This window comes from Maribacter sp. Asnod1-A12, assembly GCF_045063735.1.
In the GTDB taxonomy this organism is placed as follows: domain Bacteria; phylum Bacteroidota; class Bacteroidia; order Flavobacteriales; family Flavobacteriaceae; genus Maribacter.
Genome location: NZ_JBEFNZ010000006.1, coordinates 3,190,247 through 3,212,865 on the forward strand (window position 1 = coordinate 3,190,247; position 22,619 = coordinate 3,212,865).

The following is a 22,619-nucleotide window of genomic DNA, read 5'->3' on the forward strand; positions in this document are numbered from 1 at the left end:
AGAATTTATAATAGCTATTCAACAGCCGTGCCATAAAAGGGTTTTAATTAAACGTAAAGGGATAAGGAATAGTATATTTTCGATGACCTGCATAAAAGCAGAAAATTATAAGCATCTAAAAAGGATATAGTTATTAACTTATTTTAATAAAAAAGTTATGTGTTTATGTTCTTTTTTATATTTCATTAGGTGTGCTATTTGTATTTTTGCCACTTATTTAAAAGATAAAGTACCATGCAACGCGATACCACAATTTTTAATCTAATTGAAGAAGAGAAGCAACGTCAAATCAACGGAATTGAATTGATTGCCTCTGAAAATTTTACTAGTCCGCAAGTAATGGAGGCTCAAGGCTCTGTACTTACAAACAAGTATGCCGAAGGATATCCAGGAAAAAGATATTACGGTGGGTGTGAAGTAGTAGATAAAGTAGAGCAATTAGCAATAGATAGGGCTAAGGAACTTTTTGGTGCAGCATATGCTAATGTGCAACCGCATTCAGGTTCTCAGGCAAATGCAGCTGTGTATCATGCATGTTTAAAACCAGGAGATAAAATTTTAGGTTTTGATTTATCTCATGGTGGCCACCTAACACATGGTTCTCCTGTAAACTTTTCAGGTAGATTGTATACTCCGGTATTTTATGGTGTTGATAAAGAAACAGGAAGATTGGATTATGACAAAATTCAAGAAGTAGCTACAAAAGAGCAGCCAAAATTAATAATCGCCGGTGCATCTGCATATTCTAGAGATATGGATTTTGAGCGTTTTCGTAAGATTGCTGATAGTGTAAATGCAATACTTCTTGCAGATATCTCTCACCCAGCAGGATTGATTGCGAAGGGACTTTTAAATAACCCAATTCCTCATTGTCATATTGTAACTACAACTACTCATAAAACATTAAGGGGTCCTAGAGGAGGTTTAATATTGATGGGTACTGATTTTGAAAATCCATTTGGGATTAAGTTGAAAAATGGAAACTTAAGAAAAATGTCCGCTTTATTGGACTTGGCTGTTTTTCCAGGAAATCAAGGTGGTCCTTTAGAACATGTTATTGCTGGTAAAGCAATTGCTTTTGGAGAGGCGTTGACAGATTCTTATGCTTCATATATAGCTCAGGTAAAGAAAAATGCTGATGCAATGGCAAAATCTTTTGTTGAACGTGGATATAATATCATTTCAGATGGTACTGATAACCATATGATGCTAATTGATCTTAGAAATAAAGATATTTCAGGAAAAGATGCAGAGAAAGCGTTGGTTTTAGCAGATATAACTGCGAACAAGAATATGGTACCATTTGATGATAAATCGCCATTTGTAACTTCAGGTATCCGTTTTGGTACCGCTGCAATTACGACCAGGGGATTGGTTGAAAGTGATATGGAAAAAGTAGTAGATTTTATTGATCAGGTGATTACAAATCCTGAAAATGAAGCTATAATAAAAGAGGTAAGAAGTCAAGTTAATGCAATGATGAAAACAAGACCAATCTTTAATGCATAATTAAAAAAGTGAAAATAGATTTAGAGTTTTTATTCAGATAAAAACTCTAAATCTCCACTTACGTAAGTGTTTTTGTGTACATCATAAATAGATGCTTCGTCGTCTTTGTCGAGGTAAATTCCCCAAAATTCTGAATATGATTTAGGAGCTGTATTTATTTGATTTTCGTTTGCGTCTATATTATCAATTATATCTTCAAATATAGGAACGAAAATCTCATATGGTTTTTGATTGAGCCCTCTTGTTAAAAACACATAATTAAATGCGATTTGCTTTAAAATATCATTTAATTGAGAAGGTATACTTTTATTATAAATACGTTTTATGACAATACTTGTATCATTTAAGAAAAACGTAAGTTCTTCAATATCGATAGTATAACGATTCTTGATGTTTAGAATTTCTAATGCCTCTTGTAAAGGAGAATCTTTCTTACCATTATCACCCCATCTACCAGTATTAAAATGAGATAACAATTCTAATAGCTCTAAATTACAAGTAACTTCTAGTACTAAACTAATAGAGTTAAATGTAATATGCTTGTTATTAAGTTTAACACTTGAAAAGTAATGAAAACCGAGTGACCTTAGAAACTCATCAATACCAATAATTTCTTTGGTATATTCTAATTTCGAATTATTAATGAAATTTTCGTAATTAAATGGCATACAAGTGAAAATTTATAGCATTCCTTATTATAAAGATACTTTTAACACTCGATATTTTCGCCTAGGATAACCTCTGAATTTCTGAGGATATTATTATAAAATTAAAAATAGGATTTTAACTAGTTGTTTTGTAGCTATTTATGTTTGTGTGGATTTTATAAGAATCCTCTGGTTTTGGCTTCATTGATCAAAGCTAAGTCGTTTCCGTTCTTAACATCGAAAAGAGCTTTAAGTTGTCTTTTTCTTGCTTCAACGGTCGTGTTGGCTGAGCCAATTAGTGGTGCGATGTCTCTAGTGTGTATTCCTTGAGAAAGATGATATAGTATTTTTTCGTCTTGGTCGTCAATTACAATATCTGTTGACATTCTACGACGAATTGCAGATAAAGCACTTGCGGTATAATATGGAGAGTCGTTAACAATAGTTTCTACCATTGCTTTTAATGACATTTCATCAATTTCAGATTTAACCATATATCCATCAGGATTTACAGTTTTAAAAATATTATTTATTCTATAGTTGTCACTGTAAGATGACATGAATACAACCTTAGTGTCGGGTACTTCATTTCTTGCAACAACGCCCAAATCAATACCTGTTCTGGGGTCTTTTGATTCTGGAGAGAATAATTGAATATCTAATAGGACTATGTCATAAGGTATGGCACGTTTAGATATTTCTATTTTATTTTTTCCTTTCTCAAAGCTTGTAGCAATTTCAACTTTTACATTAATATCTGAAAAATCAGAGTCTTCAAGAATGTATTTATAACCTAGAGCTGTCATTTCGTGATCATCTACCGCTAAAATTCGTACCGTGTTCATAAGTTGCGCTTGTATTGTAATTTACTAAACGTTTTAATACTAGCTATTATTATTTGTTATTTTTTTAGTTTCATTTTAACAGGAATGTTTAAGGAGGTGGTAGTACCTTTTCCTTCTGTAGAGTCTATATGAAATGTTCCATTTAGCTTGTGTATTCTTGAAGCTATATTTCTAATTCCTATTCCTTTTTTCCCTTTATTCAGGTTAAAACCTCTGCCATTATCTATCATGATAACATTAAACATTTCATCATTTCTATAAAAGGTGATTTCGAAACATGTACACTTTGAGTGTTTTAGTGCATTCTGAAAAGTTTCCTGAATTATTCTATATGCGTTAATTTTAATATCCCCGTCTAAACTATCCCAATTTTCATCTTCATTAAAATTGAAAATTGTTTTAAGATTGTTATTCTTGTTGTTAGAGAGTAAAGTTTCTATTGAATCTGTGAAATTGTTGATTTTTTGATATGCACTATGGCTAAGTTCGTGAGAAATTGACCTTATTTCATTTTCAATTTCTTGAAGTGAACCTATTGCTCTAGATTTTTCTTTTATTGCCTCGTCGGTAGAACGTTTATTTAAGCCAGTTAATATCATTCTTGCACCTAGCATTTTGCCTAAAATGCCATCATGTAGTTCCTCAGATATTCGTTTCTGTTCCATTCTTTTTACCTCATCAACTTTTTGTTTTTGAGTCAGCATTAAGTTGAATATTTCTTGATTATTTGCTTGCTGTTGTTGGTCGAATCTAAGTTTTTGGTTTTTTGCACGTTGATTGATAATGATGTAAATAGACAAGCCTAATAAAAAGAAACCTGTCGCAATACCGATCCAAATTTGTTTTTGTTTCGAAAGTATTTCTTTCTCACTTTCAAGCTCTATATTTTCGGCAATAAACTCATCGGTTTCAAACCGTATACGAGCAAATTTATTTTGCTGCTTACGGTCTTCTTTTTGTAGACTATCGTTAAGTGCAGTAAATTTTTTGAAATATTTTGTAGCATTTTCCTTTTCTAAAACCGCTAAATATTGCCATGTTTTTAAAAGCTGTTCATTTGAATTTCCAGCATTGGCCAACCTTTCGGATTCTTTGGCTTTGAATATAGCATTTAAAGTGTCTTTAGCGAAAGCCTTGTATTCTGCGTAATTATAATAACTTGAGGATAAGCTACCTAGGTCATTTTCTTTCTGCTTAATTTCAATTGCTTTGATGAAAAGGCTTTCAACATCAATGGTGTCTTTATTGTATAATTTAGAAGTGGCAAGATTGCTTAATGCCTTAGCATATAGTGTGGGGTCTTTTACGAATAAGTTATTGATTCTTAGAACTTCTTCAAAATTTTCAATCGCTTGCAGGTACTGTTCATTGTTCCTATAGAATACTCCAATATTATTAATGAGAATGGCTTCTTCAATATTAGATTTAGAAGACTTTTTTAGATAAAATAATGATTCTTTGTAATACGAAAGTGATTTATCATATTCTTCTAAATCGTTTAAAATAATACCTAAAAGGTTATAGCAATCAGATAGTTTTTTGTTATTTATAATCGATTTAAAATGTTTTATAGCTTTTACGGCATTTACTTCACTGCCTGTATAGTCTTTAATTTGCATTTGAATAACTGCCATATTCAACCGCAATTGCCCTGCACTGAATTTGTCTTCAGAAGTTTCAAAAATATCTAGTGCTTCTCCATAGTAAAAAAATGCACTATCCTTAACAATTCTATTGTTGAAGTAGGTAGCTAAATCCCAGTATGTGTTTGCTACACCTATGGAATCATTAATTCTTGTATTGAAGGAAATAGCGTTTTTATTTATTTTACGATACAGTAAACTGTCGGTAATGAAATTTGGGTTATACGATAGTTTAGAGAAATATAATGCTTTTAAAGAATCACTATCTGTATTTTTCGCTAGGTTAAAAGCTTTTAATTGTAACACTAATTTTTGTTCTTTAGAAGTCTCAAGTTTATTACTTTCAGAAATCCAAGCAGAGATACTGTCGTTTGTGTTATATGTTTCTTGAAGTGCTTTTACAGGTTTTGTTTTTGAACAAGCTAGGCAAAGTAGAAAGATTGTGAATATATAAAAATAGGACTTGTTCAAAAAAAATGATTTTATGATGATGAAAAAACCAAGGTATAAAAAAAGCCTTTAACAATCATGTTAAAGGCTTTTTTGTATTTGTAAATTTTATTTATGCAATCCCTTTTGGCGGTTTTCTATCTTCTGGTGGTAAAGCACAATCATTACAAGTTAAAGCTTTTGAAATGTCGTTCATGAAGTCAAATTCACTAGCTGTGTTCTGAATAATTGATGTTGCCATACCTATAGTCATTATCGCAACTGCTAAAATACTTGTAATTTTTTTCATACTGTGTGTTTTTAGGGGTTTTTGGTTTATTATATTACCAAAGTAATATTCATTTAAAACAAACAAGTAATGAATCTTATTAGATAAGTCAATAGCCGAGTTCTGTGAGTATATGACCTAGTTTTGAAAGAATTCTTTAATTTAGATTTGAAATGGTATTTTTTGAAAGTATGATTTTTAGGTTGTTCATATTTTCACGGTACGATTTTGAGAAAGGAATGTTCTCATTAATTGTCTTCAATGCACAAATAGATTTGCCAAAGTTTATTCGAGAAACATAACTTGTGTTAACTATATAGCTTTGATGAATGCGCATAAAGTTCTTAGGCAGGGAGCTTTCAAAGGTCTTTAACGTTTTAAATGCATTTATAATTGTACCATCTTGCATGAAAAATTCGGTGGTATTATTGTCTGCTTTTAAATAAAGAATGTCATTTGTATTAAGATATTGAAAGTCATTATAAGACTTTAAGCATAATGTAGCAGGTGCTTTTTCCTTTGGCATTCTTTTTTGTAGCTTCAATAATGATTTACGTATATCAAATTCATTAAAAGGTTGTAGCCAATAATCAAAGAACCCATTTTTAATGGCATCGTAAGCATAATTTTTTGTAGATGCTACACCAATTAAAATAGGTAATTGATTCATGTACTGATGAATCTCGGTTACCATTAAAAATACCGATGAATAATCGTTGTTTAGGTTGATAAAGACAATATCTGGTGAATACTTGAGTATATCATTTAATCCATCAGAAGGATTACTTGTAGTGTTTATACATTCAAAGTCACCATATTCATCCAAAAAAGCATGTAACTGCAAATTTGACACAGCATCAGGGTCTATTATGGTGTAGGTATAATTCAAATAATTTAATGTATACTACGAAATTAAACATAGGTTTGAAAAAGTAGACCTAGAATCTCCTTATAAAAACCGAGGATATATTTACAAAATGCGTGTTTATCAGGCTTGTGAACGAAAAATCTGTCAATGAAAATAGACTAAATTTTTAAAATTCTCTCCCTTTGGCTTGAAAAGCCCCTAGATCTGGTAATGGTATTCGGTACTCTCCTATAATATCTAAAGGTGATGAATTTGCTGTATTCACATCACCTTTATTAACAACTTCTGAATCTAATCCGATTCTAAAATCATTTTGAAAAGGAAAATAATAATCTAAAACTCCATTTGTAAGAATGTTGGAGTAATGGTCTAAATTTTCAAAATTATAAAGCGAATTGTCATTTGCAGAAGATGCAACTGCATTATATTTAATAAAGCAATTCTGAAAACTAAAATTGAAGGTGTTTAGGTTGTTAGAAAGAAGACTTAATTCATTAGAACTGTTACCGTCGATTATGGAATTTTTAAAATCAGCTTTAATCAAATCAAATCCGATTTCATTTGAGGTTGTAGATGAATTGCTCATAGTGATTGCAGGGTAAAATCTAAATCCGTTATTCCAGTAATTGGTTATGGTTGCGTGTATGAATGAGTAATTACCACCATTTTCAATAAATAATGATGAATTGCTTGATCCGCCTAATATAATGTTGGAAGCTTCGATTCTGGCATTATTAGTCCAAAGGTTATGCCGTAAATTATTATAAATTCTGCTATTTGAGATATTGAGGGTGTTTTCAGGTTCATTTATTTTACCTTCTACATATAAGCCTATTTCAGCATTGGTAAGTGTTAAGTGGTTTATCGTATTGTTTTTACTTCCGGCACTTATCCATAAAGCCCCCCATTGACCAGGTATTTCTTCAAATTCTGGTTCTAACCTATCTCCTTCAAATATAACTTCGCTTTCTAATAGTTCTTTGTTTTCGCTTAGTTCGCCATTTACAGTAAGGGTGGCTCCATCTTGTATAATCATACCAGAATTTTGGTGAAAATGTAGTCGAGAACCTGCATTTATTATAAGCTCGCTATCTGTTGGAACTATGGCATAACCGTAAACGACAATAGGTTTGTCATTTGTAAAGTTAAGCTGTTCTTCATTTAGTTCAAATCCTTCAACTGTGATGGGTAAACCAGACTCATCATTATATAGAATGATATTTTCGGTTGAGTTCTCATCATTGCCTTCAGGGAAAAGAAAAATAGCATCTTTTGCTAATGTTACCAATTCTACAGTCTGCTTATTGGCTTCGGTATCAAATTGAATGGCATCGGTATATAAAAGCTCGTTTAAAGAGTTGTTTGTAATATCAATAGTTGTTTCGATCAAAATGAATAGGCTGTCTTTTGCGTACATAGGAATATTGTTAAATTCCTTACCTGCCACTCCGTCAACATTCAATCTATAAAAACTTTCTAAACCATTTCTTAAAGAAATATTGGGTATGGTTATATCATCTTTGGTGTTATTATAGACTTTTAAAGTGTAAGTGCTACTGCCTATATTTGCGAATACGGTATCTAGGTATACTGTGTCTTTAGAGAAAGATAGATTACCGTTGCTAGGCGTATATTCAAAATTCTTTCTACAAGAAGTACCCCATAGAATAAAAATTAAAATAGAAAAGGTAATTAAGATTCTATTACGCACGTTTGCCAATCTTTTATGGTACCTAAGTTAGAGGAAAATTTCTTTAATTTCTTCGGGTATTCTAACAGGTCTATAAGTTTTACTATTTAATAAACACCATTCTGTACTTGATTTGACCAATAGTTTTTTGCTCTTACCATGTATCATTTCTACAATTCTTATACATTTAGCCCCAGAGCTAGATTCAATGTTTGTAGATATTATGATAGGGTCATTTAAAAGTGCAGCTCTTTTGTATTCTATGTGATGACTAAGTACCACCCAGATTACTTCTTGCTGCATTTTTGAAGTAGCTGTTACCTGCCAATGTTCTTTAGATATATCTTGGATCCATTGTACATATCGCACATTGTTTACGTGATTTAAATCGTCAATATCGTCACTTGAAACAACGATATTTTTTTGAAATGCATTCATTATTTTTTCTGTATTTGCACTTCAAACAATTTATTCCAGAATTTTCCAGTAACAAAAAATGTTTTACGCTCTGGGTGATAGGCAATCCCATTGAGCACATTATTGGCTTTATCCCAATTTTCGGTTTCAGTTATGATGTCGCTTAATCCGCTAAAATTGATTACGCCTTCAATAGCTCCAGTTTTACTATCAATGATCATTACGCTTGGTTTTTGATAAACGTTCGCATATATTTTATCCGCAACATATTCCAACTCATTTGCAGAGTTAAAAATTGAAGAATTGGTAACGGTTTCGATATAACCTTCTTCGGTCATGGTTTCAGGGTTTATAAACCAAATTTTTTCAGTTCCGTCACTCTTGAAAATTTTGGAACCGTCGTTGGTTAAACCCCAGCCTTCGCGACTTTTTCCGTACTGAAAATTGTCTAACTTTTTAAAAGATTTTAAGTCATAAATAAAGCCTAATCCACTTTTCCATGTAAGCTGATAGATTTTATTTTTTAAGATAGTGATGCCTTCTCCAAAATAAGTTTCGTCTAAATCTATTTGCTCAAATACCTTACCTGTTTTGAAATCTAATTTCCTTAAGAAAGATTGTCCGTTTTTACCTGTAGATTCATATAGGGTGTCATTATAGAATTCCAAACCTTGTGTATAGGCTTTGGTGTCGTGAGGGTATTCATTAATTATAGTGTAAGTGTATATTTCTGGAGCTTTCTCAGAAAGTACTTTTAAATTCTTGTTAATCGAAACTGTTTGGTCGTCAAAAGTAATTTTTGCGGTTAATACTTTGTTACCTAGAGTTGGTATATTAATAAGAATTTTATCATTTTTTAAAGGAATTATGGTTCCATCGATACTATATTGAACATTCTCTATCTCTTTTTCTTTTTTATTTTTAATACTAATTCCAATTTCTTGGTTTTGATTTACTTGATTAACATTCTTTTCAAGGCTAATTTCAAATAGGGAAGATGCTTTTTGATTACCGCTACCGCAAGCAGTAAATAAGCTGGTAATAAGAACGATACAGAAATAATTGATAATTTTCATTAAGAAAATGGGTGTTAAAATTAATCTAGTTTAAAAGTGCAAGAATGCTTTCTTGTTATTAATAGGCAATTTAATTCATAAAAATAAGAAACTAAAGGATTGTCAAAGTTTTAAAAGATTGTATATTTGCACCCGGCAAGTCCTACACGACCAGCTCCTGTAGAATCCCCCAGGGTGGGAACGCAGCAAGGGTATACGGTCGTAGCGGTGCGATGTAGGTAGCTTGCCTTTTTTTGTGCCTTAAAGTGAAATATTTTGTTATAAGGTAACGTGTTCAAAACCAATTCTATATAATGTTTAGCGTCGCTTATTTTTCTATAAAATGAAAACAAAGGTAATTCTAATTACAGGTGGATCTTCAGGTATTGGTAAAGCAATAGGTGTACATTTAAAAAAATTAGGGTACAAAGTTTACGGTACTACCCGTGATAAAAGAAAATATCCGGCATTTTCAGAATTTCCTCTGTTAGAGATGGATGTTAGAAATGTGGATACTATAAAAAGCTGTATTGAAACACTTATTGAAAAAGAAAAAAGAATAGATGTTTTAATCAATAACGCTGGTGTTGGCATTACGGGGCCAATGGAAGAAACACCTCATGAAGAAGTCTTAAAAGCTTTTGCAACAAATTTTAATGGTCCGTTAAATGTGATGAATAAGGTATTACCGGTAATGAGAATTCAGAAAAGTGGGTTAGTAATTAACATTACATCAATTGCCGGATACATGGGGTTACCATATCGTGGAATATATTCAGCATCTAAGGGGGCTTTAGAAATAGTTACCGAAAGTTATAGAATGGAAACCAAATCTTTTGGAATTAAACTAACTACTTTGGCGCCGGGTGATTTTGCAACCAACATAGCTACTGGAAGGTATCATACACCTGTATACGATAATTCGCCCTATAAAGATTCGTATAAGAGTACATTAGAGGCAATAGATGCAGATGTAGATAGTGGTGGTAATCCTGCAGAGGTAGGTAAAAAGATTGCAAAAATTATAGAAACCCGAAATCCCAAACCTCATTACAGAGTAGGCTCGTTTATTCAAAAAATTTCATTGACTTTAAAAGGTATTTTACCAAGTAGTTGGTTTGAAAAGTTATTAGAAAGTCATAACTCTAAATAATATAGTTTTTTAAATTTTAGAACTTAGTTTTTGTAGATATTAGAAAAACCATCAACTATTACAGTGTTATCCGTTATTATGGCCTTGTTCATGGGGTATAAAACTAATTTTTCAGTAAGCTCTCTAAAATCGTTACTATGATATTGTGAAGTTGAATCAATACCAAGTGAGTTGAGTATATTTTTCCATTGATCATATTCGGTTTTGATATTTATACCGATTAGTTCGTGGTCAGGTTTTTTATCTTTAAGAATAGCAACTCTTTTGAAAATATCTACATATTGCTTTTTATTTGTTCCAGACCAAAAATAAAATAGCACTTTCTTATTTGCTGAAATTTCAGTTAATGTCTTTCTTTCATTATTAAAGGTAATGACGTTTAAATCGGGGATGATTCTTGAAGGTTGAAGGTTTGAGATACCTCGGTAAAGATTTTCTATCTCTTCAATATGCATATTATTTTTTGATACGTTCTTAAATTCATTCAAGAATACCTCTGTATTCTCTGGAGCATCTTTTTTCCTTAAAAGATAATCAAAAGCAACATTTCTAAACAAGTTGTCTCTTAATTCTTTTTCTACAACAAGGCTATCGATTAAATGTAATTTATGTTTATTGTAGTGTAGTTGTTTACTCTCATCTTGATGCGCATTCTTACAATTGCTTTTACAGCTCATATATGATAAGTTGCCCAAATGAGCTTTCATAAAATCGTAGTAAGGTCTCAAGTACGTTAATCTATGGTCTCCATAGTTGACATGATTTCTATAGTTATAAAAATCTTTTGGCAAATCGTGAAAATTTTCTTCAGCAGTTTTTCTTTTATGTCTAAATGGGTATATTTCTTTATATCTACTGTAGGTATAATCAATGCTACCCTTTAATAGTTGAACAGCTTCTTCCGAAATAAGGCTCTCGGTTTTCAATTCAGCTAATTTGTCAATTTTATCTTGTTTTAAAGATTCTATCTTATCTAAAAAATCTTCTGGCTCTAATTCATAATATTTAGAGTACATGTCAGAATCTTCTTCTTCGGTAGCAAGAAAGAGTTCTAAAAGAAAATTATTTGTTTCTTCATTACTGCCAGAAAAAACTAATGACTCATCAAAGTATATGGTGTTTAGTCTAACCATAAGACTATCACCTTTTTCTAAATATACATACTGGTGTTCTGGTGCCAAATTGAAATGGTATAAGCCATTTTCTATTGAAGGTAATTTAAACTTAAACCTATTTTTATCATCAAGTTTGGCAGAATCTATTTTTAACCCACCTTTCATTAAAACTACTTGATTACTTGTTGGGTTTACGATTTCACCAGCAAATAGAACTGTTTCTGAATCTTTTTTAGTGGAGGAACAACCCACTAATAGAGCTACGCATGTAGAGAGTAAAATTCTTATCATATAGTAAATGGGACTGGTGTTAGCCAAAAATAATAAACCTAATCACTAGATGTTGTTAATAGCTAGTTAAATGTTATATGTTGCTACCTTAAGAATCTTTTGTTGAATTTGATGGCAATCTAGGTAGCGTACGGCTATAAATTCTGTATTTTTGCACGGATTTTTAAAATTTTGTTTCTATGTTATCTGTTTCTAATCTTTCTGTTCAATTTGGAAAAAGAGTATTGTTTGATGAAGTAAATGTTGCTTTTACTCAAGGCAATTGTTATGGTATTATTGGTGCCAATGGTGCTGGTAAATCTACCTTTTTGAAAATTCTTGCTGGGCAAATGGATCCAACTTCTGGTCATGTCCATTTAGAGCCAGGTAAGAGAATGTCGATATTAGAACAAAATCATAACTCTGCAGATGATTTTACAGTTTTAGAAGCTGTTGTTATGGGTAACAAGCCTCTTTACGAAATCAAAAAAGAAATTGATGCCCTTTATGCTGATTATGATGATAAAAATGCAGATAGAATAGGGGAGCTACAGGTGAAATTTGAAGAAATGAACGGTTGGAACGCAGACAGCAATGCAGCGGCTTTACTTTCTAATTTAGGTATTACTGCCGATTTGCATTTCACCTTAATGTCTGAGTTGGATTCAAAATTAAAGGTACGTGTACTTTTGGCACAGGCTCTTTTCGGTAATCCAGATGTTTTAATAATGGATGAGCCTACCAACGACTTAGATTATGAAACAATTAGTTGGTTAGAGAATTTTTTGGCAGATTATGAAAATACGGTAATAGTTGTGAGTCATGACCGTCATTTCTTAGATACGGTTTGTACAGATATAGGTGATATTGATTTTGGTAAATTAAATTTATATTCTGGTAATTATACTTTCTGGTATGAGAGTAGTCAATTGGCTGCACGTCAGCGTGCGCAACAGAACAAAAAAGCGGAGGAGAAGGCTAAGGAATTACAAGAATTCATTGCTAGGTTCAGTGCAAATGTTGCAAAAAGTAAGCAAGCAACCTCGCGTAAAAAAATGCTTTCTAAGTTAAAAGTTGATGATATAAAGCCATCTAGCCGTAGATATCCTGCTATAATATTCGATAGGGAGCGTGAAGCTGGTGATCAAATTTTAAATGTCGAAGGGCTTTCGGCTACTACTGACGAAGGGGAGTTGTTGTTCGATAACATAAATATCAACCTAGCTAAAGGTGACAAGATAGCTGTAATCTCAAGAGACTCTAGGGCTACATCTGCTTTCTATGAAATTATTAATGGCAATAAGAAAGCGGATAAAGGCAGTTTTCAATGGGGAATAACTACTACGCAATCTTACCTACCTGCAGATAACGCTGATTTTTTTACCGATAATATCAACTTGGTAGATTGGTTAAGGCAATATGCAAAGACCGAAGAGGAGAGAGAAGAGGTGTATATTCGAGGGTTCTTGGGTAAAATGTTATTTAGTGGTGAAGAAGCTCTTAAAAAGTGTACTGTTCTTTCTGGAGGTGAAAAGGTACGTTGTATGTTGAGTAGAATGATGTTGATGCGTGCGAATGTATTGATGTTAGATGAGCCAACAAACCATTTGGATCTTGAAAGTATTACGGCGTTCAATAATTCTTTAAAGAATTTTAAAGGTACCGTAATGTTAACAACACATGATCATGAGTTTGCTCAAACTGTGGCAAATAGAATTATAGAATTAACACCAAAAGGCAACATTGATAGGTATTCTACGTTTGATGAGTACATGTCTGACAAGGCATTAAAAGACCAGCGTAATAAAATGTACGCTGAATAAGCATAGAATAGATTAACCCAAATCGATGTTTTATGAAAACCTACAATCTTGTGGCCTGCTTTACGTTGGTCCTTATTCTCGTTGCATGCGAAAAATCTAGTGATGAAGTTTCTGAAGAAAATAAAACTAGTATAGAAGCAAATTATACTGTCTTTGTTAAGAATGACGATTTAATCAATGTAGTTATTGTTGAGTCTGTAGAGGAGCAAATGACAGTTAAAAACATGGTCGATTCTTTTGGAGACATTCCTTCTAGCTCTAAAAAATTTAAAACTTCAAAAGATATAAGTTTTTATTTCACTAGTAATTGTGAAGCTAATTTAAAGTGGTTGAACTTGGAAAATATGACTACTAAATCAATTACTGTTTTTAGTGATTTAGATCCATGTTCAATAGAGGTTACGGCTACCGCGCATATCGATTCATCTGCTTTTATAGCTTATGAAAGAGAGCTGTTGGGTAAAGACAAGCAGTTCTTAGTAAGAATAAATTCATTGACTGAACCTTCAGAAAATTTTAGTGAAATTATTTTAGATAAAAAACCTTTAGAACTAGTTGTTTCGACTAATAGGTTATTTGTATTGACCTTAAATGAATATGTGTCGAACGAATATCATTTGTCGGTAATAGATTTAAATGACAATACCATATTGAGTGAGTTAGATCTAGGTTATGATGCTTCAAGATTGTTTAAAAATAATTCTGGACAAATTCTTGTCAGCTATCCTAAATTGCACACTACCATTGATCCAATTTCCTTAGATGAAACATATACCACTTATGGTGAAAACACAGAACCAGGATTCATAACTACAGAGGATTTTTATTCAGATACTGTAGGTAGGTTTTATTTTCAAAAGAAAGTTCCTACGGCAATAATAAATGAAGTTCCTGCTGTATATGATTTTGAAAGTAATAGTACGGTTGTATACCTATTCGAAAATTTTTTAACCGAAACTGAACTTACGGTCAAATATAATATTGAAGCAAATACAGCTATAAGTTACGATGAGGCAAATAATTATATCTTAATAGGATATAAAAAGAAAGGTCAATCAAATGAAGGTGGTATTTTAAGAATTACGCCTGCTCCTGATTTTAAATTTATAGATAATATTAATTTGACAGGGGTTCCACAAACAATTTTTGCGAACTGATTTTTTGTTCGGCTAGCTATTATAGTATTTGCTATTCCATATTGCAGGATTGAAGTTTTTACCCATTGCAAAACCATAGAAAATTACTACAGAGGCAATACACTTAAACATGAAAAAATACAAAATCCAAAATTGAGCATTTGAACTCGTCTTTGAAAATAGTCCATCTGGTATCATCATGGTCGTAATAAAACTTATAACTAAGATTAGCAAAGCTAGATTTAAGATACTTTTAAAAGGCCACATCAATAACTTTCGCAATGGATGAAGGTCATTTCCCCATTGATGTATTAAATAATGATAGCCGTTACCAATTGGAGCAAACAGTAATGGGTCATCTTTATCTTCAAGCTTAAAAAGTTTCGATGGGGCTATTATTTTAAAACCAATAATTTCGAAATCATGTTCTTTCTCTAAACTTTTAATTTTTGATAAAGCTTCAGGCGGTATGGTTCCTTTGAAGTATTTAGTGTCTAAAAAACGTAAACGATAATCGATGCAAATTTGTTTAATTTCTTCAATATGATAAATTTTAGCACTATCTAATAGATTTGCATTAAAATTATTATTGAAAGCACCTTTACTTGTAAAAATGTTTTGTTCAATTCTATCTAATTCATTATCTAAATTTGAAAGAATTGTATAGACTTGTTTCATTCTTTCTTCTTCGGGCAAAATCTGCTTACTTCTAACCTTAGAAAGCTTTTGTTCGATATTAGTTTTAGGTAAAAACATCTTCTATTTTTAGCAATACACTCAAAGTTAAACATTTAGTGATTTCAGCAAAATCTTGTTTAACTTAAATAAAAGTTAATAAAATGTTAAATGTATTTTATTAGGCGATTTTACTTAGGTGTCGATGACATCTAATTGTATATTAACGGAGAAATCGAACCGTTTATCGATTTTTAGAATATTGCCCCTAAAGAACTTGCTTTTATGAAAAAATGGACATCCCTCGTTGTCCTGTGTGCCTTATTTTTAGGGCTTGAAACCTATGCACAGGACGCTATTGAAGAATTTGAATTTGAGGAAATTATTTCTAGTATAACCGATGAAAAGTCTATTTTAGAACGTACAGAAACTTTTGCGAATCATTCTTTGTTGCTAAATGCGCTTAGAGCTACTAACTTAGATAAAGTATTGAATTATAATGGAGAGTTCACTGTTTTTGCACCTTCTAATCGTGCATTCCAAAAACTATCGCAAACTACAATTGATAAATTATATAACCCTGAAAATAAAAGGATATTAACGGCTATGCTCTCTTATCATATCGTTGCAGATAAATTATCTGCATCTAGTATTTTAAAAGCTATGTGTAGGGGTAATGGAATAGCTAAGTTTACTACAATACAAGGGGAGGAAATTACTGCAACTATGCACGGCATTGATATAGTATTAACCGATAAGTCTGGCAACAGTGCTACAATTATCGCTGCAGATTCAATTCAGTCAAACGGCATCATTCATGAAATTGACGCCGTTTTTGTTCCTGAAAAAATGTTATAATTAACGAAGGGTTGCTCCTAAATTACGTTCGTAAGTATTTTGAAGCTTAGACATAATTTTTTCTATTTGCTTATCAGTTAATGTGCTTTTATCATCTTGTAATGTAAAGCTAACTGCGTATGACTTTTTACCATTGGGCAAATTCTTACCTTCGTAAACATCAAAAAGAGTCATATCTTTTAAATATTTACGTTCGGCACCAAAAGCAAGCTCGTACAGTTCACGATAAGTGGCATTATTGTCCACTAGAAGAGCAAAATCTCTCTTCACCTCGGGATGCTTAGGGATTTCTTTAAATAGTATAGGTTCAGTATCTATATACTTCAAAACAGCATCCCAGTCAAAATCTGCAAATAATACCTCTTGTTTAATGTCAAAATTCTTAAGTATAGACTTTTTAATCAGTCCGAAAGAAACCAATTGTTTTTTCTTATAAGTAAAGGTCAATCCCTCAGAAAGGATAGAGGAAGTTGCCGGTTCACTTTTTAAATCGCTAATTCCAAGTCTTAATAAAATAGACTTAACAATAGATTTTAATTCAAAAAAGCTAGAGGAAACAGCTTTATTGGTCCAATTTTCTTGAATAGAATCACCTGTTAACAATATGCTTAAATATTTTGGTTCTATTCGCTTATCACCTTTAGCATAATACGTTTTACCAAATTCAAACAATTTAAGATTAGCTCTTCTTCTATTTATATTATAGCTGGCTGTTTCGAGGGCCGAGAACAATGATGACCTTCTTAATATAGATAAATCTCCACTTAATGGGTTTATTATTTCTATAGACCTTTGTTCATCATTTTCTCCATTTAACAGTTGTGTGTAATCTGGGTTTGTTAAACTATTGGTTAAAATCTCAAAATAACCTTTTGAAGCTAAAGAATTACCGATTATATTTTGAATAGTGTGGTCTGCAGTAGATTCTGTTGTGGCAATTGAAGCATTTAATTTTTGACTAAATGCAACATTGTTATAACCGTACACCCTTAAAATTTCTTCAATAACATCGACTTGTCTTTGTACGTCGACGCGATAAGAGGGTACTTCAAGCCCCATACCTGCTTCAGTTACATTTTTAACTTTAATATCTAATGATGCAAGAATAGATTTAATAGTGTCTTGGGGTATGGTTTGACCTATTAATTTATTGATTTTTTCAAAAGCAAGAAATACTTCAAAATTCGGATGCTTTTTAGGGTACAGATCATATAGATCGGAAGTTATTTCACCACCAGCAATTTCTTTGATTAATAAAGCGGCTCGTTTTAAGCTATATTCTACGTTCTCTATATCGATACCTCTCTCAAACCTAAAAGAAGCGTCTGTATTTAATGAATGTCTTTTAGCCGATTTTCTAATTGATACCGGATTAAAATAAGCACTTTCTAAGAATATAGAGGTAGTTTCATTGGTTACACCAGAACCTGATCCCCCGAACACACCGGCCAAACATAAAGGTTTCTCGGTGTCGCAAATCATTAAATCATCTTCATGTAAAGTTCTCTCAACACCGTCTAGCGTAGTAAATTTTGTGCCTTTGGGTAATGTTTGAACAATAATTTTGTTTCCTTTAATTTTCGCTGCATCAAATGCGTGTAGCGGTTGACCTAATTCATGTAATACATAATTTGTGGCATCGACAACATTGTTTTTTGGGGTGAGGCCAATGGCTTTTAGCCTGTTTTGAAGCCATGTTGGGGATGGTTGAACTATTAAGTTACTTAAAGTAATACCACAATAACGTGGGGCTAATTCTGGTTGAATAATGTCAACATCAATTTTTAAAGATCGATCGTTAATATTAAAATGACTTGTAGAAGGGGTTATTAGTTCTTTGGTAATTTCTTTTTGCTTGAGTCCAGCTTTTAGATCTCTAGCCACACCAAAATGACTCATTGCATCCGCACGGTTTGGAGTAAGACCAATTTCAAAAATTTCATCCTCTTCAATATCAAACACTTCAGAACATGGTTGACCTGGTATTAAATCCTTGTCTAAAACCATGATACCATCATGACTAGTGCCTAGTCCTAATTCGTCCTCAGCGCAAATCATACCAAAACTTTCTTCTCCTCTTATTTTACCTTTTTTAATGGTCCATGCTTCACCTTCTACAGTGTATAGTGTAGTGCCAATTGTGGCTACCGGTACTTTTTGACCAGCAGCAACATTCTTAGCTCCACAGACTATTTGCACAGGTGCTTCTAGCCCTATGTCTACCATTGTGACATTCAACTTATCTGCATTAGTGTGCTTTTCACAACTTAAAACGTGACCAACAACAATACCTTTTAATCCGCCTTTAACAGATTCAAATTTTTCAACACCTTCGACTTCTAAACCTAAATCGGTTAAAAGTTCTCCGGTTTTCTGTGATTCCCAATCTATTTGTATGAACTGTTTAAGCCAGTTATATGATATTTTCATTCAAAAAATTTATAGGTTGCAAAGATAAAACAATGCCCTTATACATTCAATAAGCTATGAAGTCTTTATTTTAATTTTTAATTCTGCCATTTTAATTGTTTATTACATATTAAATTATAGATGAGTATGAGATTCAGTATTGCAGTACTAACCATTTTATTATTATTAGTTGGTTGTAAAGAAGATAAGAGCAATGACAATCTTTTAGAGGGTTTTTGGCTAGTAGAAATGAACGTTATGGATAACCAGGTTTTACCTTTTAATCTTAAGGTTAGTAAAAAGGATAATGGGAGTTATGGTATGCAAATTTATAATGCAGAGGAAGTTATAAAAGTTGATGAAATAGAAGTTAAAGGCGATTCTATAACTATTAAAACTCCTGTTTTTGAAGGTTATTTATCTGGCAGATTTACCAAGGATAAAATTGAAGGGCAGTTTGTGCAAGAAAGTTTAAATAGAAATGTACCATTTATAGCTACCCATGGTATTGAAAATAGATTTTTTTCCAATAAAAAATATACAGATAGAAATGTAACAGGCATTTGGGAAACTCATTTTAGTCCAAATTTAGATACGGAATACGTAGGAAAAGGTATATTTCTACAAGAGGATGAAAAAATTACCGGTACATTCAGAACTAATACTGGTGATTATAGATATTTAGACGGAATATTAGACGGCGATTCATTGAAATTATCAGCTTTTGATGGCGCTCATGCATTTTTATTTAAGGCAAAAGTTACAGATTCGAGCATGACTGGTTTTTTTTACTCTGGTAATCATTTTAAAGAACCATTCATTGCAAATAGAAATGATAATTTTGAGCTTTCTGACCCAGAGTCGCTTACATTTTTAAAAGAAGGATATGATGAACTTGCTTTTACTTTTCCTGAAACAGACGGAAATATGATTGCATTGGCAGACGAACAGTATCGAGATAAAGTAGTCGTTGTACAATTAATGGGTACATGGTGTCCTAATTGTTTAGATGAAACTAAGTTTTTAGTTGAATATTTGAAAGAAAATGAAAATGTTGAAGTAATTGGTTTGGCATTTGAATCTGCTAAAACCGAGCAATTAGCTTTTAAGAGTATTGAAAGGTTGAAAAATAGAATAGGGGTGAAGTACCCAATTCTATTAGCACAGTATGGTACATATGACAAGTTAAAGGCGCAAGAGAAATTACCGATGTTAAATCATGTACTTTCTTACCCAACCACTATATTTATAGATAAAAAAGGTGAAGTTCGTAAAATTCATACGGGCTTTAACGGACCTGCAACAGGAAATAAATTTATTGAGTTCAAAAAAGATTTTGACAAATTTGTAACAAGTTTGAGTAACGAGTAGCTTAAATGATAGTAGATTTTCCTAACCCAATATTTTCGTCATTTATATTAAAGCTTCCATCTAATTCCATAATATTATCTGCAATAAAATCTCCTACATAATCAGTACCATATTTAGAACTACCTAAAATATCTGCTGTAACTATTTTTTTAGAAAAAGATTTTAAAACTGCAGCAATAACAGCGTCAGATTCTTCATCCATTTTAAAATGTTGTAATAACATGGCTGTGCTTAAAATAGAAGCGACAGGGTTGGCAATATTTTTTCTTGCAGCATCAGGATAAGAACCATGTATTGGTTCGAACATGGCATATTCTACTCCAACAGAGGCCGATGGTAAAAGCCCTATTGATCCAGCAATAACACTACCTTGGTCAGAAAGAATATCGCCGAACATGTTATCAGTTAGAATCACATCAAATTGAGATGGGTTCAAAATCATTTGTACGGCAGCATTATCAATAAAGAGACAATTTAACTTAACATCTGGATAACTCTCAGATATAGATCTAACCACTCGTCTCCATAAACGAGATGTTTCAAGTACATTAGCTTTATCTACCAATGTCACCTTCTTTTTTCTTGAACGAGCAGATTTGAAAGCTAAATGTGCAATTCTACTAATTTCAGATTCTGTATAAGTGCAGGTGTCGGTTGCTGAATTTTTATCTACATCTATCGATTTTTCTCCATAGTAAATTCCTCCAGAAAGCTCTCTGAAAATAACCAAATCCGTATTTTGAACTTGTTCTTTCGACAGAGGCGATTGTTTTACTAAAGATGGAAATACCTTTACCGGTCTAATATTTGCGAAAAGCCCTAATTTTTTACGTAATTTCAATAATCCTTGCTCAGGCCAAACCTTTGCTTTAGGGTTATCGTCAAATTCAGGTAAACCTAGCGCACCAAATAAGGTGGCATCTGTACTTTTGCATAATTTTAGAGTTTCTTTTGGTAACGGACTACCTGTTTGTTTGATAGCAGAAGCCCCAATTAGCCCTTTCTTAAAAGTAAAACTATGACCAAAAGTTTCTTCCACTGAACGTAGACACTTTATTGATTGTGCAACTACCTCTGGACCTATTCCATCTCCCTCTAAAACAGCAATATCTAAATGCATAATTAGCTAATACTTTGTAAATCTATATTTGAAGTTTCGATAATTTGGTGAATATCATCATCTTTTACTTCTTTTCTAGTGTCTGCGTATTTTAAAAACTCTTGATATACATCGTCTAATTGAGTTTTGGTCAATTCATAACCTACAATTTTTGCTCTGTAGGCTAGTGCAGCTCTACCACTTCTTGCAGTTAAAACAATAGAAGATTCAGTTACACCTACATCTGCAGGGTCAATGATTTCATAAGTTTCTCTATTCTTAATTACGCCATCTTGGTGAATGCCAGAGCTATGAGCAAATGCGTTTGCACCTACTATTGCTTTGTTAGGTTGCACCATCATACCCATTTTACTAGATACCATTAAGCTTGTATCATAAAGTAATTTACTGTTTATGGTTGTGTCGAAATTTAAGTTAGGATGTTGACGTAATATCATTACCACTTCCTCTAAAGAAGTATTACCGGCGCGCTCACCAATTCCATTTATGGTACATTCTATTTGTCTTGCTCCATTAATTACCCCGGCAATAGAATTTGCCGTTGCCAAACCTAAATCATTGTGACAATGACATGAAAGAATGGCTTTGTCTATTCCTTTAACATTTTCTTGTAAATATTTAATTTTCGCACCATATTCATCGGGTAAACAATACCCGGTAGTATCTGGAATGTTTAATACAGTAGCTCCTGCTTTTACTACCGCTTCACAAACACGAGCTAAAAACTCATTATCAGTACGACCGGCATCTTCAGCGTAAAATTCCACATCTTCTACAAAAGTCTTAGCATAAGAGACTGCAGCAACTGCACGTTCTATAATAGCATCTCTGTTAGAATTGAATTTATATTTTATATGAGAGTCAGATGTGCCAATGCCAGTATGAATTCTTGGCATTTTAGCATATTTGAGAGCTTCTGCCGCAACTTCAATATCATTTTTGACCGCACGGGTCAATCCACAGACTGTAGCATTTTTAACGAGCTTAGCTATGGCTTCGACAGATTGAAAATCTCCTGGACTAGAAACGGGAAAACCAGCTTCAATCACATTAACACCCAGTAAATCTAGGCGTTCAGCGATGACCAATTTTTGTTCCCGGTCTAATTTGCAGCCCGGTACTTGCTCTCCATCTCTTAAAGTAGTGTCAAATATTTGTACTATCTCTTTACTCATTATATTTACGTAGTTTTACTCGTCAAACGAATATATAACCTAAAACACAATATACGCGAATTTCGCTAACTTGTTTACAACGTTAAGTCAGTTTTTTAGGTATATAAAACATTGAATTACAA

Annotated in this window: 19 protein-coding genes and 1 other RNA gene; 7 read left to right on the plus strand and 13 right to left on the minus strand. The window is 32.4% G+C overall.

The features are described from left to right. Positions 1 to 234 precede the first annotated feature (234 nt). Positions 235 to 1,509 carry a serine hydroxymethyltransferase gene (glyA, locus tag ACJJVP_RS13670; RefSeq protein WP_405414376.1) on the plus strand — a complete coding sequence of 425 codons (1,275 nt, stop codon included), beginning with the start codon at positions 235 to 237 and terminating at the stop codon, positions 1,507 to 1,509. A gap of 29 nt (positions 1,510 to 1,538) precedes the next feature. Here glyA and ACJJVP_RS13675 read toward each other — a convergent pair whose 3' ends face one another. From ACJJVP_RS13675 to ACJJVP_RS13710, 8 genes are all read right to left on the minus strand, one after another. After that, positions 1,539 to 2,177, minus strand: a complete 639-nt coding sequence (locus ACJJVP_RS13675; protein WP_405414377.1) for a hypothetical protein — start codon at positions 2,175 to 2,177, stop codon at positions 1,539 to 1,541. Positions 2,178 to 2,332: 155 nt separating this feature from the next. Next, a complete protein-coding gene (locus ACJJVP_RS13680; RefSeq protein WP_405414378.1) occupies positions 2,333 to 3,001 on the minus strand; it encodes a histidine kinase in 669 nt (222 codons plus the stop codon). A gap of 56 nt (positions 3,002 to 3,057) precedes the next feature. Then, positions 3,058 to 5,115, minus strand: coding sequence for an ATP-binding protein (locus ACJJVP_RS13685; protein ID WP_405414379.1), 2,058 nt, complete (start codon positions 5,113 to 5,115; stop codon positions 3,058 to 3,060). A 91-nt stretch (positions 5,116 to 5,206) separates the two neighbouring features. After that, complete coding sequence (locus tag ACJJVP_RS13690) at positions 5,207 to 5,383, minus strand: hypothetical protein (RefSeq protein ID WP_405414380.1); 177 nt, start codon at positions 5,381 to 5,383, stop codon at positions 5,207 to 5,209. Between the two features lie 136 nt (positions 5,384 to 5,519). After that, positions 5,520 to 6,251 carry a LytR/AlgR family response regulator transcription factor gene (locus ACJJVP_RS13695; RefSeq protein ID WP_405414381.1) on the minus strand — a complete coding sequence of 244 codons (732 nt, stop codon included), beginning with the start codon at positions 6,249 to 6,251 and terminating at the stop codon, positions 5,520 to 5,522. A 145-nt stretch (positions 6,252 to 6,396) separates the two neighbouring features. After that, positions 6,397 to 7,941: a hypothetical protein gene (locus ACJJVP_RS13700; RefSeq protein WP_405414383.1), complete on the minus strand. Its 1,545-nt coding sequence runs from the start codon at positions 7,939 to 7,941 to the stop codon at positions 6,397 to 6,399. Positions 7,942 to 7,968: 27 nt separating this feature from the next. Continuing rightward, positions 7,969 to 8,358 carry an acyl-CoA thioesterase gene (locus ACJJVP_RS13705; RefSeq protein WP_405414384.1) on the minus strand — a complete coding sequence of 130 codons (390 nt, stop codon included), beginning with the start codon at positions 8,356 to 8,358 and terminating at the stop codon, positions 7,969 to 7,971. Next, a complete protein-coding gene (locus ACJJVP_RS13710) occupies positions 8,358 to 9,413 on the minus strand; it encodes a glutaminyl-peptide cyclotransferase (protein WP_405414385.1) in 1,056 nt (351 codons plus the stop codon). Before ACJJVP_RS13710 ends, ACJJVP_RS13705 begins: the two co-directional genes overlap by 1 nt. A 133-nt stretch (positions 9,414 to 9,546) precedes the next feature. Between ACJJVP_RS13710 and ffs the strand changes: the two genes are divergently transcribed. Both ffs and ACJJVP_RS13720 read left to right on the plus strand, forming a co-directional pair. Beyond that, an RNA gene (ffs, locus tag ACJJVP_RS13715) (signal recognition particle sRNA small type) lies at positions 9,547 to 9,645 on the plus strand. 90 nt (positions 9,646 to 9,735) lie between these two features. Beyond that, entirely contained in the window at positions 9,736 to 10,545 is an 810-nt protein-coding gene (locus ACJJVP_RS13720) for an SDR family oxidoreductase (RefSeq protein ID WP_405414386.1), read from the plus strand. 23 nt (positions 10,546 to 10,568) lie between these two features. Here the strand turns inward: ACJJVP_RS13720 and ACJJVP_RS13725 are convergent, their stop codons facing one another. After that, positions 10,569 to 11,951 carry a transaldolase gene (locus ACJJVP_RS13725; RefSeq protein WP_405414387.1) on the minus strand — a complete coding sequence of 461 codons (1,383 nt, stop codon included), beginning with the start codon at positions 11,949 to 11,951 and terminating at the stop codon, positions 10,569 to 10,571. A gap of 179 nt (positions 11,952 to 12,130) precedes the next feature. Here ACJJVP_RS13725 and ACJJVP_RS13730 point away from each other — a divergent pair, with 179 nt between their 5' ends. Both ACJJVP_RS13730 and ACJJVP_RS13735 read left to right on the plus strand, forming a co-directional pair. Beyond that, entirely contained in the window at positions 12,131 to 13,753 is a 1,623-nt protein-coding gene (locus ACJJVP_RS13730) for an ABC-F family ATP-binding cassette domain-containing protein (RefSeq protein ID WP_405414388.1), read from the plus strand. A gap of 32 nt (positions 13,754 to 13,785) precedes the next feature. Continuing rightward, positions 13,786 to 14,910: a hypothetical protein gene (locus tag ACJJVP_RS13735; RefSeq protein WP_405414389.1), complete on the plus strand. Its 1,125-nt coding sequence runs from the start codon at positions 13,786 to 13,788 to the stop codon at positions 14,908 to 14,910. Positions 14,911 to 14,922: 12 nt separating this feature from the next. Here the strand turns inward: ACJJVP_RS13735 and ACJJVP_RS13740 are convergent, their stop codons facing one another. Then, a complete protein-coding gene (locus ACJJVP_RS13740) occupies positions 14,923 to 15,645 on the minus strand; it encodes a hypothetical protein (protein WP_405414391.1) in 723 nt (240 codons plus the stop codon). Positions 15,646 to 15,849: 204 nt separating this feature from the next. Between ACJJVP_RS13740 and ACJJVP_RS13745 the strand changes: the two genes are divergently transcribed. After that, the gene (locus tag ACJJVP_RS13745; RefSeq protein WP_405414392.1) at positions 15,850 to 16,422 is read left to right on the plus strand and encodes a fasciclin domain-containing protein; all 573 of its coding nucleotides are present in this window, start codon (positions 15,850 to 15,852) and stop codon (positions 16,420 to 16,422) included. Here ACJJVP_RS13745 and pheT read toward each other — a convergent pair whose 3' ends face one another. After that, complete coding sequence (pheT, locus tag ACJJVP_RS13750; RefSeq protein ID WP_405414393.1) at positions 16,423 to 18,852, minus strand: phenylalanine--tRNA ligase subunit beta; 2,430 nt, start codon at positions 18,850 to 18,852, stop codon at positions 16,423 to 16,425. 126 nt (positions 18,853 to 18,978) lie between these two features. On the opposite strand from pheT, the gene ACJJVP_RS13755 reads away from it, so the two are divergent. Further along, positions 18,979 to 20,202, plus strand: a complete 1,224-nt coding sequence (locus ACJJVP_RS13755) for a TlpA family protein disulfide reductase (protein ID WP_405414394.1) — start codon at positions 18,979 to 18,981, stop codon at positions 20,200 to 20,202. Position 20,203: 1 nt separating this feature from the next. On the opposite strand, the gene leuB is transcribed toward ACJJVP_RS13755, so the two are convergent. After that, a complete protein-coding gene (gene leuB, locus ACJJVP_RS13760) occupies positions 20,204 to 21,322 on the minus strand; it encodes a 3-isopropylmalate dehydrogenase (protein WP_405414396.1) in 1,119 nt (372 codons plus the stop codon). A 2-nt stretch (positions 21,323 to 21,324) separates the two neighbouring features. Next, positions 21,325 to 22,497 (minus strand): 2-isopropylmalate synthase, encoded by a 1,173-nt coding sequence (locus tag ACJJVP_RS13765; protein WP_405414397.1) that lies wholly within the window; start codon positions 22,495 to 22,497, stop codon positions 21,325 to 21,327. Positions 22,498 to 22,619 lie beyond the last annotated feature (122 nt).